Origin of the sequence: Jeotgalibacillus proteolyticus, assembly GCF_050107735.1 — a bacterium.
Lineage (GTDB): Bacteria > Bacillota > Bacilli > Bacillales > Jeotgalibacillaceae > Jeotgalibacillus > Jeotgalibacillus proteolyticus_A.
This window is the reverse complement of record NZ_JBNILO010000012.1, coordinates 18,303-33,261: the sequence shown is the minus strand read 5'-3', so window position 1 is coordinate 33,261 and position 14,959 is coordinate 18,303. Positions and strand designations below refer to the sequence as shown.

Here is a 14,959-nt window from a genome sequence, read left to right as displayed (position 1 = left end):
GAAACAGTCTTCTTTTCAAGCCATTTTCCTCTTTCGAAATGTCTCCTTCTTCTTTATCCACAACGGCCTTTTCATGTGATAAACTAATAGAATTGAAGTTGAACGAAAGGATGATTAGATGATCCTGCAAGCAGAAAAAGCATTGCAAACCTATTTTGGCTACCGTTCTTTCCGACCGGGTCAGGATCGGGTGATTGAATCGATTTTAAATGGGGAACACTCCCTCGGAATTATGCCGACAGGAGGCGGGAAATCGTTATGCTATCAGATTCCTGGGATTATTTCCGAAGGAACTGCCCTTATCATTTCCCCGCTTATTTCACTGATGCGCGATCAGGTGGATGCACTGACTGCAAATGGCATTTCCGCTACGTATATAAATAGCTCCCTTACTTCAGCAGAAGTATCACAGCGTCTGCAGGATATACGGCAGGGTCAGTATAAATTCGTTTATGTAGCGCCGGAACGGTTTGACAGCGGGGCTTTCTTCCAAACGATTTCTTCTATTAAACTATCTTTAATTGCTTTTGACGAAGCGCACTGTATTTCGCAATGGGGCCATGATTTCAGACCAAGCTACCGGTCCATCGTCAGCACATTAACTTTGCTGCCCAATCTGCCGGTCCTGGCTGCACTGACCGCTACAGCAACCGATACAGTCATCCAGGATATAGCGAGACTGCTGTCGATCGAACCGGACCATATCGTGAATACCGGCTTTGCCCGAGACAATCTTTCCTTTCACGTGTTAAAGGGAGAAGATAAACAAAAATTTATTTCACGATATATAAAAGAGCATGAGCTTGATACAGGCATTATTTATGTGGCGACACGTAAGGAAGCTGACCAGCTGACTAAATCCCTTTCCTCAAAAGGTCATTCAGTTACGTGCTATCACGCCGGACTTCCTGAACACATCAGGGATGAAGCGCAGCGGCAATTTATTTATGACGAGAAAAAAATAATTATCGCTACGAATGCGTTTGGTATGGGAATTGATAAGTCAAATGTACGGTACGTTATTCATTATCAAATGCCGATGAATATGGAGTCGTATTATCAGGAAGCAGGTCGTGCAGGGCGTGACGGGGAGCCAAGTGATTGCTTTTTGCTTTACAGCCCGCAGGATGTCATGCTGCAAAAATTTCTGATCGAACAATCGGTGGCAAATGAAGACAAAAAAGCAGATGAATACGGCAAGCTTCAGCAAATGGTGAATTACTGTCACAGCAACAGCTGTCTGCCGCGCTTTATTCTTCACTATTTCGAGGATCCGCAGATGACAGGCGACTGCGGCCATTGCAGCAACTGCAGAGACGAAAGGGAAAAAATCGATCGAACCCGTGACGTTCAAATTGTACTGTCTACTGTAAAGCGGATGGGTGAGCGATTTGGGACGGGAATGACAGCAAAAGTGTTAAAAGGATCAAAAAGCAAAAAAATACTGGATTTCGGTTTAAACAAGCTTTCCACTTACGGCATGATGAAATCTCAAACGGAAAAACAGATTAGTGATTTTATTCAATACCTGATTTCAGATGGCTACCTGGGGTTAGAGAGCGGTCAGTTTCCGACCATACGTCTTGGAACCAGGGCACTCAGCGTTTTAAAAGGGGAAGAAGAAGTGTGGGTGAAATCAGCTTATCAGGTTCAGCATCAGGATTCCTCCTATGATGACCGGTTGTTTGAAGAGCTTCGTACGCTTCGCTCTCAGCTCGCCAAGGACCATTCGATACCTCCTTATCTGGTGTTCTCAGATGCTACGTTAAGGGAAATGTCTACACATTATCCGAAAAACGAAGAGGAAATGCTTGCTATAAAAGGAGTTGGTGATCGAAAGCTGAAGGAATTTGGACAAGCTTTTATGGAGTTGATTCAATCCTACGTAGAAGAACATGGGACCACTTTACCAAAAACAGAAGCTCCCACTATAACCAGCGATAAAACACCTTCTATCCTGCCTGAAAACGAAGAACAGCCAAGCTACTTGTTTTCTTATCAGCTTTTACAGGAAGGGCATACGGTTGAAGAAATAGCGAAAGCCCGGGCCATGACTGTACAAACAATTGAAAAACATTTGGCCTCTTCTTTCAAAGAAGGACATCCACTTCCCTTTGAAAAGTGGTTTTCGCCTGAGCTTGAGGAATCAATTTTACGTATTCGTCATACCCTTGAAGAACCGAAGCTAAAACCGATTAAAGAAGAGCTCGGAGATAAAGCAAGTTATTTCCAAATTAAAATGGTGCTTGTTAAAAACAATTTTATGTAGAAAATTGTCCCACGGATGGATGAATAGCGATAAACAGGGAATACAGGAAACATAACTTAGCAGCAGGAGGTCTTTTCATGATACATTTTTTTGTTAATCTTCTTGCGTTGATAGCGGTCATTGCCGTGAATGCCCTTGCTAACATTCTCCCAATTAACGGGCAGACCACCGGCGAAATATCAGACCGTCTCAATGTGCTTTTCACACCTGCGGGATATGTATTTTCTATTTGGAGCTTGATTTATGTTCTTTTGTTTATCTGGGTTGTCAGAGGCGCCTTTCCTTCTCAAAGAAATCGGGATATCTACACGCGCACTTCAGCCCTCTTTGTGGCAAGCAGTGTATTCAATATTACCTGGATTCTAGTGTGGCATTATGAGTTTTTCATCGCTTCAGTTTTTGTCATGCTGGGCCTTCTGGGTTCTCTTATACTTCTGTATCTTGTCATTCAGCGAAATGAGCCGTCATTTTTTGACCGCCTTCCTTTCTCTGTGTACTTAGGCTGGGTAAGTGTTGCCACCATAACAAATATTTCATATACACTCACTTACTATGAATGGGATGGCTTTGGTCTTTCTCCTGTGCTCTGGGCTGTGATTGGACTTGTAGTTGGGACATTTCTTGCGCTTTGGTTCCGCTATACACAAAGAGACTGGGTTTACCCTCTCGTTTTTATTTGGGCGTATATCGGCATTGCGGTTAAAAATCAGGGAACAGAACCAACAGTCGTTTTTGCTGCCATCGCATTAGCAGTGGTCATTGTGATCGGCACGGTATTTTTAAGGAAGAAGAAGAAAAAACTCTCCGGATTCAGCACGAGAAAACTTACGTTCAAATAGATACGTCTTCACCCTTTTAAAGGATGAGGCAAAATTGATAAATGGAGAAGGCCTGGGACAAAAATGTCTCAGGCTTTTTGACTGGTTTGCTGCGCTCCCCCTGGGTTCCAATTTCAAGAAAATCCATCTTCAAATTAAATAATTTGAAGTTTACATTTCGATTTGTGATGTCTCAGCAAGTGTGAAATTCTAGCTGAATACTGACTCCCCACTTCTATTTTTGTTTGCCATTACTGGACTTTCTGATAGGATAAGAAAGGAGTAACTTCCTGTTTTTACAGGAGAAGGAGCGGAATTTTGGACGGACAATTTGTTTTTTCGATGTTTTTAATTACACTGTCAGTGGGACCAATCCTGATGATTCTTTCCATTATCTATGGCCGAAAGAAGCAGATGAAATGGCTTTGGATAATGAATGCTATTTTTCTGTTATTTTCAATTGGAGTTGTGCTTTATTATCTTTTCAATTTGGATAACATAAATGCAGAAAATGTGCCGGGCGACCCTCGTGTGCTCGTATTGCTTCTGATGTCTTCCTATATATCTATTCCCACTGCTCTGTCATTCTTTTCTTTGGCAGCAGCCATTTTTATTCAACAAAGAAAAAAAGCAAATGAACAAACTGAAATCAAAAAAAGCTGAGTGCTTGCATTCAGCTTTTTTTGGTTCCAACAATGTATTCCGTTTGAGGGTAGACAATATCCTGAAACTACTTTAGTATATAAAACGTAATAATTACGATTTAAGAGAGGAAGAACTACATGACCATTCCTGTGACTGTCCTTAGCGGCTATTTAGGCGCCGGCAAAACAACTTTACTAAATCATATCCTATCAAATAAAGACAATCTTCGTGTTGCCGTCATTGTGAACGATATGAGTGAAATTAATATAGATGCAGCACTGGTAAAGAACGGCCATTTCAGCCGAACTGAGGAAACGCTGGTAGAGCTTCAGAATGGATGCATCTGCTGTACGCTTCGGGATGATTTAATGAAGGAAGTTGAACGTCTTGTCCAAAGAAGCGAGTTTGATTATATTCTTATTGAATCAACCGGAATTTCTGAGCCAATCCCTGTTGCTCAAACCTTTACGTATCTTGATGATGAGCTCGGCATCGACCTTTCTTCCATCACAAAGCTCGATACAATGGCAACTGTAGTCGATGCTTTCCGATTTTGGCAAGATTATGAAAGCGGCGAAACACTTCTCGACCGGAAGCAGACAGGTGACGAGCTGGATCAGCGTGATGTGTCAGATCTTTTAATTGATCAGATTGAATTTGCAGATGTGATCGTCTTAAATAAAACAGATTTAATTTCTCAGGATGAGGTTCAGCGAATCAAAGCCTTTTTAAAGAAAATTAATATGGAGGCTCATATCATAGAGTCGTCTTATGGAAAAATACCTTTAGAGGAAATTCTTCATACTAATCGATTTAATTTTGAGCAAGCGAGCCAGGCTGCCGGATGGATTAAAGAACTTAATGAAGAACATATACCGTAAACGGATGAGTACGGAATTTCTTCTTTTGTTTATCGAAAAAAGCGTCCCTTTCACCCCCGGCGTTTTCATGACTGGCTTATAGACATTCCGGATGAAATCGTGCGTTCAAAAGGATTTTTCTGGCTGGCAAGCAGAAATCAGACAGCAGGATTATTTTCTCAAGCCGGTTCATCTATTCAGCTGCAAGGAGCAGGAGAATGGATTGCAGCTTTATCTTCAGAGGAACAAGAGCAGGTAAAACAAGAGGAACCGGAAATCCTTGAAAAATGGGATGACGTTTGGGGAGATCGCATGACAGAACTAGTGTGGATTGGCATTGATATGGAGAAAGAGTCGATAATCTCTTCCCTGGATCAATGTTTATTGACGGATGAAGAGATGAAAAGCGACTGGAGCCTGCTTGAAGATCCCTTTCCGCCTTTTCAGGTGAGTGAATAACGAAGCTGGGACCGTTACGATCGTTAAAAAATTATAGCCGGTAATTTTACAGCGACCCAGCTCATATGAAGGAAAAATACTCCTGTATAAAGTAAGGCAGCCGCCGAAATCCCTATCTTAAACCATGGTTTTTGCAGGATACGATCATAGGAAATAAACAGAATTAAAGCCAGTGAAAGAACTAATTTTATCGTCAAAAATAGGAATGGATGCATGTCGTAGACCATCCTCATAAACGGGTTTGCTTCTTCTATAAATGAATAGCTTAAGCCAATATGCGTAATCACACCATCAAGCAAGTTGAGTATGGATAAATAATAAGTAACAGCTTTCATCCAGATCCGCCCTTTGATCGTAATAGTTAGACTTGTTTTATTATATATGCCCTTCATTACAACTTTTAAAAGTGCTAATAGACCCAGATCTTGACTATCTATGCTTGAAAGAAAAAAAGATGCTGTCGCGAATTATTCGTGACAGCATCTTTTTAAATTTAGTTCTATGAGAAAGGGTACGGTTCAGCCTTTCAAAATCAAGCTGACTCCCCCTGCCTCTCTTATTTTGTTAAGATCATCGGCTCGCCTTTTGTAATCACGATCGTATGTTCAATCTGAGCGACTAAGCTGCCATCCGGAGTTTTGTACGTCCAGCCGTCTGATTGTTCTTCAACAAAGTCGGCCTTAGAGGAAATAAACGGTTCAAAAGCAATAACGCTGCCTTCCTGAAGCAATTCGTTATCCCAAGGATCAAAATAATTTAAAATATGATCTGGTGCTTCGTGAAGGGATCTTCCCACACCGTGACCTGTAAGGTTGGTGATGACTTTATAGCCGTTTGCACGGGCTACACGGGAAACAGTCTTGCCAATCTGACTCTTTTTTGATCCTGCCTTTGCTTTTTTGATGGCTTCATAAAAAGCCAGCTCTGCTGTTTCACAAAGTTTTGTCAGTTCTGCGTTATCTCCTACTACAAAGGAGATTCCCGTATCAGCAAAATAGCCGTCCAGTGAGCCTGAGACGTCAATATTGACAAGGTCACCCTCCTGTATAACGCGGCTGCCTGGAATCCCGTGTGCCACTTCGTCATTTACACTTATACACGTATAACCGGGAAAATTATATTCTCCTTTTGGACCAGATACAGCTCCATATTCAGCAAATTTTCTTTCCCCTATTTTATCGAGTTCACTTGTTGTGATGCCCACTTTTGTCGCAGCTCTCATTTCGTCACGGATTTCCGCTACGATCGCACCAATTTTTTTAAGAGCCTGAAGCTCCTCATCTGTTTTTACTATCATGTTCTCTCTCCTCACACCGATTAAACTTCCCACTGACAAGTCAGCGGTATATTGATCTTTTTAGGGTATCATTTTTCCTTAGAAAAAGTAAGTGACAAGCCCGTCGGATCATTTTTGGATCGAGAAAAAGGACTGCCGGATGCCAGCAATCACTGAAATTCCGTACAGTCCTTTTGGGTTCTGCTTATTTATGAAGCTCTTCTTGTACGCTGCTGAGTCGCCACCCGCGGCACTGTTGTAAGAAGTGTTCCTAACACAATCGCTGTAAGGATGAATGCAGGTCCAAGGTAAGAACCGTTATACGTCAGCGAAAACAGCCATGCAGGTACAGATGGATCACCGGAGCCAAAGAAGATGACACCTGCAAGGTAATGGCAGATAAATCGAAGCAGCACGCCGATAAATGTACCCACTGTAATCCATGTTACGGCTTTTTTCATCAATCCATCACCCAATGCCCGCTGAATGGGTCCTGCAAAAAGGCCCGCCATGCCGACTACAGTAAATGCGATTGGATAATCAAGAGCGCCTTGAACAGGAGTTAAGATATACGCTCCTCCAAGAATAATCTGCAGGATGCCTACCAGAAAGCCTGTTAATAAACCGCCTTTAAGCCCCCACCTGAACGCCATAAGAATGATTGGCACCATGGCAAAGCTGATGGATCCGCCCTGCGGCCAAATGGAAAAACTGAATCGGTCAAGGATTAATCCAATTCCGGAAAAGATCGCGACCTCCAGTAAAAATAATAGTTTCATCCGTTCCATACTGATTCCTCCTTCTGCGAATCGATGCACCTCGCTCCAAGGGGACTTTACCAGTTGCTTTTTGCTTTTGAAGCCAACCAACGATGCTTGGCGGGGTTAAGTTGCATTCCGCTTAAACATATGCCGCAGCGTATGGCTAAAAAAGCATACAAAAAAGCAATGTCCTGAGGATAGAAATCCAGACATTGCTTCATCCGCGCCTGTTTCCATCCACATTCCTGCGTAAGCATTAACTTACAGGTTCAAAGGGTCTGAACAGAAGTGTTCACTCTCAGCCATTTCGGCTCCCCTTGTGGAAGTTGCATCTTCACTTATTGTAACGTCTATGAACCTATTTGTCACCCGTTAGATTCCTCATTTATTGAAGTCATTTTGTGCTATACTTTAGGATGACTAAAAATTGGATGTTTCTTAAAGAGAGCACTTTCACGAGGGATGTTAAAAAGATGAAATGGATAAAAAATAGATTTATAGGCGGGCGAATCGTCAAAACAGGAGTAGCAGTCTTTATTACGGCGTTCATATGCCAGCTCCTCAACCTCCCTGTTATGTTTGCTGTTATTACCGCCATTGTTACAATTGAACCGACCGCGGCTGACTCCATCCGAAAAGGGATGATCCGCTTTCCCGCATCAGCCATTGGAGGCGCCGTCGCCATGCTGACTGCTTTTCTACTCGGAAACACCGCCATTACTTATGCCATCGCTGCAGTAGTGACCATCTGGCTTTGTCATAAATTGAGGCTGGAGGCTGGAATGCTGGTGGCTGCTTTAACAGCCGTTGCCATGATTCCTGGAGCAGAAGATCATTTTATGCTTACATTTATTACACGGCTTGGCACAACACTCATCGGCCTGTTCACTTCTACACTCGTAAACTTTGTTTTGCTTCCACCTAAATATGAAAATCAGATTACCCAGCAGGCTTATGAATCTCAGCACGAATTTACTGCTATATTTCAACAACGGATTGAAGAGCTGTTGAACGGCAAAGTTCGGTCACGTCACCTTGAGGGAACAGCAGAGCGTCTGCGGCATAAACTCGACCGAATTGAAACCCTCTGTAAATTTCAGCTTGAAGAATGGCATTATCACAAATACAAGCGGGAGGAAATGAGAAAGGTACATTTTCATCAAAAGAAAATCTACTTGTTGAAACAGCTTACCTATCATCTTACCAACTTAATTTCCCCGCCTGTACAGGACCAGCCGTACTGGTCTGACAAAGAAAAAGAAGACATCAGACAATTAACGGCTCAGCTGATTGAACGGGTGCACAGCACGCAGCACTTAGAACCCATCAGCCGCAGCTCTTTGCAGTCAATGCGTGATGCATTAAAGAATGAAACACATGAAGATGAACTTCCCTTAAAAAGTTATATATACTTTGAACTGCTGACCATCCATGCACTGCTTCGGAAGCGGAAAGATTTCGTCCGCGTGCCCAGCACCAAGCCTGCAGACCTGTAGGGAGATGAAAGTCCATATTTTATCTTACTGAAAGTACAATAAAGGCTGAACAAATTGATATCGTAAATAAGACCATTTTGACCCTTTTGGATTTCTATCTAAAGGGGCGTTTCATTATAAAAGGGATTTTCTTAATTAAGTTATTCTCCTTAAACTAAATTTATAAAAAAATGAAATGATATATGTATATAGCAGAGCCAGGGCAGAGTACAGGAAGAATCGAGATAAAAAAGATGTAGCAAGGGAGGAATTTTCTTGAGGTTTTCCAAAAGTGTTTTTATACTCGTTTTTGTTCTTTTGATTGTTGCTTGTTCTAAAACTGAGGAGCCAGAAAAAATAATAGGTGAAACTCCAAGCGAATCGAAAGGGGCATTTGCTTTTGATAATAGTTTATATACTATAGAACGAGGGAAAGTATTGGCTGCAGATGCAGGAGAAGAAATCGGGTCAATCAAAGTACTAGTAGATGAAATAAATGAGAATGGTGAAGCGGTAATATTTGATTCCTCCCTTAACTTACAGGCTGGGACTAAGATATTTAAAGTAAAAGAACAAGACCAAAGCAATACTGTGGTTGCAATAAAAATTGGTGATATATATTATGGGGCCATCTTTCATTCAAATTTAAATTAAGTCTTTTGGAAAACAGTTTGCTTTTCTCAATGAACTCTATTTGTAATAAGTATTACTTTAAAAAATTTAGATTGGATTCCTTATGTGAAAAATGGAAAGTTTTTTGTTCCAAAATACACCTGCTCAATTTCATGACAGATCTGAATTGGAGAAACGAACGACAAATGAATTGAGAGAACAACGATAAGCGGATAAGCACCTTTCTTTGGTGCTTTTTTGATGCCTATGGTCTGCTGAAAAAACAGCCGTTATTTCAAAGCTAGATCTAAGACATAAATAAAAACTGCCCTCATGAACAATTTTTCTGTCCGTGAAGGCAGTTCTTTTTTATGGAAAAACTCTAAGCTTAAAGCACATTAAAATATCTTGCTTCAGGATGAGCGAATACAATAGCAGAAACGGAAGCTTCCGGCTCCATCATATATCCGTCGGTTAGCTCAACACCAATTTCTTCAGGTCTGATCAGCTTAAATAATTTCTCCTGATCTTCCAGATTCGGACAGGCCGGGTAGCCGAAGGAAAAACGCTGTCCCTGGTATTTCGCACTGAAACGCTCCTGCATCGTAAAGTCCACTGGGTCCGGAAAGCCCCATCGATCTCTCATTTGCTGGTGAAGCAGCTCTGCAAATCCTTCTGCAGTTTCAAGAGCTAGTGACTGAAGAGCATGACTTTCAAGGAAGCGTCCCTGCTCTTTGTAGGCCTGCGCTTTTTCTCGAATTCCACGCCCTGCAGTGACAGAGAAAAATCCAACGTAATCCATAATGCCGCTCTCGACGGGCTTTAAATAATCTGCTAGACATAGAAATGGCTCTCTTGGCTGACGCGGGAACGTAAATCGTTCAATTTCATTTGCCGGATGCTCAGGATCATAGATAATCACATCATCGCCATCACTTTGAGCAGGGAAAAACTGATACACGGCTGACGGCTGGATGAGTGATTCTGCCTTCACTTCCGTAATGAGATCATCCACGACCGTTTTGATCTTCATGGTCTTCTCATCTTTCTCAGCAAGCAATCTTGAAATCTTTCCTTTTACTCCAAGATGGTGGCCAATGAGCATCTGCAGATTAATATACGCTTCTACGTGCGCCACTGAATAGGAATTTAACACTCTGCGCTTTAAATCAGAAGGTGTAAAAACCGGAACATCTGTATTTACGGCAGGCTTTGTTTTTACCGCCGTTACGGTTTTTTTCTCCGGTTCTGCCACTGCAGCATTGGCGGCCGCTTCTTTTTTCAGGCGGCGTTCTTCTACAAGCTGCTGCCGTTCAAGTTCATCCTGCAATTGATTTGCGAGTGTTAAACCATTCATCGCATCTTTTGCATATAAAACAAGTCCTTCATAATTTTGCGATATTTTCGTATCAACAAACTTTCTCGACAGTGCCGCACCGCCTACTAAAATCGGAATATCGAGTCCTTCTTGTTTCATGTCGCCTGCTGTAATCACCATTTGCTGAGCTGATTTGACCAGAAGACCTGAAAGTCCAATAATATCCGGCTTCTCTTTTTTTATCGCTTCGATTAGAACAGGCGGTGTCACTTTAATGCCAAGGTCCACTACCTCATAGCCATTATTGCTTAAAATAATATCCACCAGGTTTTTCCCAATATCATGAACATCCCCTTTTACCGTCGCAAGCAGTACTTTTCCTTTAGAGGAGGAAGTATCAGAGGCTTCCATATGCGGTTCAAGAAAGGCAACAGCCGCTTTCATCACTTCTGCGCTTTGCAGAACCTCTGCCACAATCAGCTGATTATCGTTAAACAGCCTGCCTACCTCTTTCATGCCTGTCATCAGTGGACCGTTAATAATGCCAAGCGGAGCGTCGTACTCTCCAAGAGCCAGCTCCAGATCCGGTAGAAGTCCTTCCTTCGTTCCTTCCACCACATAATAAGCCAGACGTTCTTCCAGTGTCATATCAGGCATCGTTGATTTGGATTCTTTTTTCTTGCCCCGGTAAAATTCTGTGAAGGTAGCCAGTGATTCATCAGTTGTGTCAAAAAGCAGCTCTTCAGCCAGCTTAATTTCTTCTTCTGAAATAGAAGCAAACCGTTCCAGTTTTTCTGTATTAACGATGGCATAATCAAGACCAGCTTGTGTGCAATGGTAGAGAAAGACAGCATTTAATACTTCCCTGCCAACAGGCGGCAATCCAAAGGATACATTCGAGATTCCAAGAGTCGTCTGCACAAGCGGAAGGGCTTCTTTAATTGCCTTGATTCCTTCTACAGTGGCTTTAGCTGAACCGATATACTGCTCATCACCTGTTCCGACCGGAAAAACGAGCGGGTCAAAAATAATATCGGAAGGATTTACACCATACTCATCCACTAAAATAGAGTAGGAACGCCTAGCGATCTCAAGCTTTCGATCGACTGTGACCCCCATCCCTACTTCATCAATGGTTCCTACTACAACAGCCGCTCCAAATTTTTTTACCAAAGGAATGACCGCATCAAAGCGTTCAAGTCCATCCTCTAAATTTATAGAATTAATGATTGCTTTCCCCTGGGAATACTTCAGGGCTTGTTCAATAACGTCTTCATCGGTTGAATCAATGACAAGCGGGACCTTTACTTTTTTAACAACTTCCTGGATAAACGTCTCCATATCCTCACGTTCTTCACGGTCAGGATCAGCAAGGCAAATATCAATCACATGCGCGCCGCCTCTCACCTGGGCGCGTGCAATTTCAGAAGCCTCTTCAATTTTGCCTTCAGCAATCAGCCGCTTGAATTTACGTGAGCCGATGACATTGGTTCGTTCTCCGATCATCAGTGGGCGCATAGAAGGGTCATCATAGACCAGCGGTTCAATACCGGACACCGTATGAACCTGTTTTTTCTCAAACTTTCTAGGCTCATACGCTGCCATGGTCTCAGAAAGAGCTTTAATATGAGCAGGGGTTGTGCCGCAGCATCCCCCTACAATATTCAGCCAGCCTTTTTCAGCAAACCCTTCCAGTTTTTTAGCTAAAGACAGCGGAGTTTCATGATAGTTACCTTCTTCATCCGGCAGTCCGGCATTAGGGTAGCAGCTCACATAGGAATTGCTTAAATCAGACAGTGACCGGATATGATCCTGCATAAATTCAGGACCGGTTGCACAATTAAGCCCAACTGAAACAGGATTCATATGCTCCACGCTTATATAAAAGGCCTCGATCGTCTGACCGGCAAGAGTCGTCCCCATTGGCTCAATGGTCCCTGAAATCATAACATGAAGTTCTTTCCCGGTTTTTTCAAAGGCTTTTTGTATGCCTAAGAAGGCACATTTTACATTCAGCAAATCCTGGCTCGTTTCCACAAGCAAAAGATCAGATCCGCCATCAATTAATCCCGTGGCCTGTTCGGCATAGGATTCAGTCAGTTGGTCAAACGTCGTTCCACCGGTTACACTGAGCGTTTTTGTTGTTGGCCCCATCGAGCCCGCTACAAATCTGGGGCGTTCCGCAGTTGACCATTTATCCGCAGATCTCCTTGCAATTTCTGCTCCGAGCCTGCTTAATTCATAGGCGTCCTGTGAAATGTCATACTCTTCAAGCACGACACTCATACTGCCAAATGTATTTGTTTCAACGATATCCGCTCCTGCTTCAAAATAAGCATCATGAATCCGTTCAATCACATCTGGTCTTGTGCGATTTAAATTTTCATTGCACCCTTCAAATTCTTCTCCGCCAAAGTCCTCTTCACTTAGCTGGGCTTCCTGAAGCATTGTGCCCATTGCCCCGTCCATTATAAGGATTTTCTTTTTTAGTTGATCAGTGAATAATGTTGGACACATTGTGAATCCCTCCGGCTCTTTTTGCAGCTTGTTTATTTGCGTATTTCGTCAATTCAGCAGTTACTTCATAGCGCATAAAAGGAGTGATTAAATAGATCCCATTAAAAAGGTCAAGCGCTGCGTCGATGAGAGATTTTGTGATGGCAATCCCTTCTTTAGCGGACTGCTCTTTATCGCCTGATACTTTTGCCATGCGTTCCCGCACCTCATCTGAGAGCTTAATGCCCGGTACTTCATTATGAAGAAATTCTGCATTGCGGCTTCCCGTTAACGGCATTAATCCAATATACATCGGCTTTTCAATATGCTTGGTGTGCTCATAGACTTCAAGCAGTTTTTCCTGTGAAAATACCGGCTGACTCATAAAGTAATCTGCACCAGCGGCGATTTTTTTCTCCATTCTTAATACGGCACGTTCTACACTTCTGACATGCGGGTTAAAGGCAGCTCCGATTGAAAATGAAGTCGACTCGCCCAAGTCTTTTCCTGACATGGAAACTCCCCGATTAAGCTGGCTTATCATTTCAATCAGTTCAAAAGAGGATACATCATATACCGAGGTCGCCCCTGGAAAGTCCCCAACCTTTGTCGGGTCTCCCGTTACAGCGAGCAGATCGTGTAGACCCAGTGTATGAAGGCCCATCAAATGAGACTGGAGTCCAATCAGATTCCGGTCCCGGCAGGTAATATGAACAAGCGGTCTAGCACCGATTTTTTCTTTGATTAAATGGCCTAGTGACTCGTTTGACACCCTCGGACTTGCCAGTGAATTATCTGCAAGTGTAATTGCATCGGCTCCCGCTTCCGTTAAAGCTTTAGCCCCTCGCATAAACGCTTCTGTGTTGAGTTTTTTTGGAGGATCCAGCTCAACTACTACTGAAGGCCTCGATGCGACAATAGATGGCAGCGATTCGGGAAGATCAATTGCTCTTGATCTGACTTCGATTTTCGACTCAGGCTCCCGGATTTTTTTCTCGGTTACAGGGACTGCTCCTTTGAGTGCATTGGAAAAGGCGCGTGTGTGATCCGGCGTTGTTCCGCAGCAGCCTCCAAGAAGTCTCACCCCTTGAGCCTGAAACGATTTTGCCACTTCCCCGAAATATTCAGGATTATTATTATACTGCAGGCCGCCATCTGTAAAAGAAGGGAGACTCGCATTTGGATAAGAAGATAAAAAAGCGTGCTTAGGAAGCGGCACACCCTCAAGTGACCGGAGCATATGATAGGGACCCTGCCGACAATTAATTCCGACTCCATTTGCTCCCAGCTCCTCCAGCTGTTTTAAAGCAGCCCCAACAGATGTTCCATCCTGAAGCACGCCAATTTCCTGCAGGGATACCTGTGCAATAATTGGCAAATCAGTTGCTTTTCGTGCAATCTGGACTACTGTGGAAAGCTCTTCCAGATCGTAATAGGTTTCAAGCAGTAGACCGTCCACGCCTTCAAGAAGCAAACAGTACAGCTGTTCTCTAAATGTTCGCTTAATTTCTTCGAGCTCAATGGATTGAGGACGAATGCTTCTGATGCCGCCAATAGTTCCCAGCACATGAGTCGATTCCCCGGCTGCTGTCTTGGCATTTTTAACTGCTGCGCTGTTTATTTCTTTTACATGATCCTGCAGACCATACCTCTCAAGTTTCAGATAATTGCCCCCATACGTGTTGGTCTGAATGACGTCTGCGCCTGCTTCAATATAAGCAGAATGAATCTGCTGAATATGTTCTGCCTGCGAGATATTCAGCTCTTCAAAGCACTGATCCGTTCCGTATGAATAAAGCAATGTTCCCATTGCACCATCGGCTATAAGTATTTTTTCTTTCAGCGCATCCTCAAGCTTCATGTTCATTCTCCTCTCCCTCTCATTGCGGCCCTGCAGCCTTTTTCTCTTTGCGATCATCTTCTATGAGTCCTTATACTGGTCGGAGCTGAGCGAGCGCCTTCAGCTTTTA

General features: G+C 43.0%; 10 protein-coding genes, 1 pseudogene and 1 riboswitch. Of the genes and pseudogenes, 6 read left to right on the top strand and 5 right to left on the bottom strand.

Annotation, left to right across the window (positions count from 1 at the left end; genetic code table 11):
* The first annotated feature begins 118 nt into the window (after positions 1–118).
* The 4 genes and pseudogenes from recQ to ACQCT8_RS16130 all read left to right on the top strand — a co-directional run bounded on the left by recQ (position 119) and on the right by ACQCT8_RS16130 (position 5,051).
* Complete coding sequence (recQ, locus tag ACQCT8_RS16145; RefSeq protein WP_426872794.1) at positions 119–2,269, top strand: DNA helicase RecQ; 2,151 nt, start codon at positions 119–121, stop codon at positions 2,267–2,269.
* Positions 2,270–2,346: 77 nt separating this feature from the next.
* The gene (locus tag ACQCT8_RS16140; RefSeq protein ID WP_426872792.1) at positions 2,347–3,108 is read left to right on the top strand and encodes a tryptophan-rich sensory protein; all 762 of its coding nucleotides are present in this window, start codon (positions 2,347–2,349) and stop codon (positions 3,106–3,108) included.
* Positions 3,109–3,405: 297 nt separating this feature from the next.
* On the top strand, positions 3,406–3,750 hold the full coding sequence (locus ACQCT8_RS16135) for a hypothetical protein (protein WP_426872790.1): 345 nt from the start codon (positions 3,406–3,408) through the stop codon (positions 3,748–3,750).
* Between the two features lie 119 nt (positions 3,751–3,869).
* A pseudogene (locus ACQCT8_RS16130) lies at positions 3,870–5,051 on the top strand (GTP-binding protein).
* A 23-nt stretch (positions 5,052–5,074) separates the two neighbouring features.
* Here ACQCT8_RS16130 and ACQCT8_RS16125 read toward each other — a convergent pair.
* The 3 genes from ACQCT8_RS16125 to thiT all read right to left on the bottom strand — a co-directional run bounded on the left by ACQCT8_RS16125 (position 5,075) and on the right by thiT (position 7,115).
* Positions 5,075–5,386 (bottom strand): DUF5658 family protein, encoded by a 312-nt coding sequence (locus ACQCT8_RS16125; RefSeq protein WP_426872788.1) that lies wholly within the window; start codon positions 5,384–5,386, stop codon positions 5,075–5,077.
* A 221-nt stretch (positions 5,387–5,607) separates the two neighbouring features.
* Positions 5,608–6,348 carry a type I methionyl aminopeptidase gene (map, locus tag ACQCT8_RS16120; RefSeq protein ID WP_426872786.1) on the bottom strand — a complete coding sequence of 247 codons (741 nt, stop codon included), beginning with the start codon at positions 6,346–6,348 and terminating at the stop codon, positions 5,608–5,610.
* A gap of 188 nt (positions 6,349–6,536) precedes the next feature.
* Positions 6,537–7,115, bottom strand: a complete 579-nt coding sequence (thiT, locus tag ACQCT8_RS16115) for an energy-coupled thiamine transporter ThiT (RefSeq protein WP_426872785.1) — start codon at positions 7,113–7,115, stop codon at positions 6,537–6,539.
* 198 nt (positions 7,116–7,313) lie between these two features.
* A riboswitch (TPP riboswitch) is annotated at positions 7,314–7,416 on the bottom strand.
* 145 nt (positions 7,417–7,561) lie between these two features.
* Here thiT and ACQCT8_RS16110 point away from each other — a divergent pair.
* Positions 7,562–8,584, top strand: a complete 1,023-nt coding sequence (locus ACQCT8_RS16110) for an FUSC family protein (RefSeq protein ID WP_426872783.1) — start codon at positions 7,562–7,564, stop codon at positions 8,582–8,584.
* Between the two features lie 255 nt (positions 8,585–8,839).
* A complete protein-coding gene (locus ACQCT8_RS16105; RefSeq protein ID WP_426872781.1) occupies positions 8,840–9,217 on the top strand; it encodes a hypothetical protein in 378 nt (125 codons plus the stop codon).
* A gap of 346 nt (positions 9,218–9,563) precedes the next feature.
* On the opposite strand, the gene metH is transcribed toward ACQCT8_RS16105, so the two are convergent.
* On the bottom strand, positions 9,564–13,010 hold the full coding sequence (gene metH, locus ACQCT8_RS16100) for a methionine synthase (protein ID WP_426872779.1): 3,447 nt from the start codon (positions 13,008–13,010) through the stop codon (positions 9,564–9,566).
* A complete protein-coding gene (locus ACQCT8_RS16095) occupies positions 12,988–14,850 on the bottom strand; it encodes a bifunctional homocysteine S-methyltransferase/methylenetetrahydrofolate reductase (protein ID WP_426872777.1) in 1,863 nt (620 codons plus the stop codon). Before ACQCT8_RS16095 ends, metH begins: the two co-directional genes overlap by 23 nt.
* Positions 14,851–14,959: the final 109 nt, after the last annotated feature.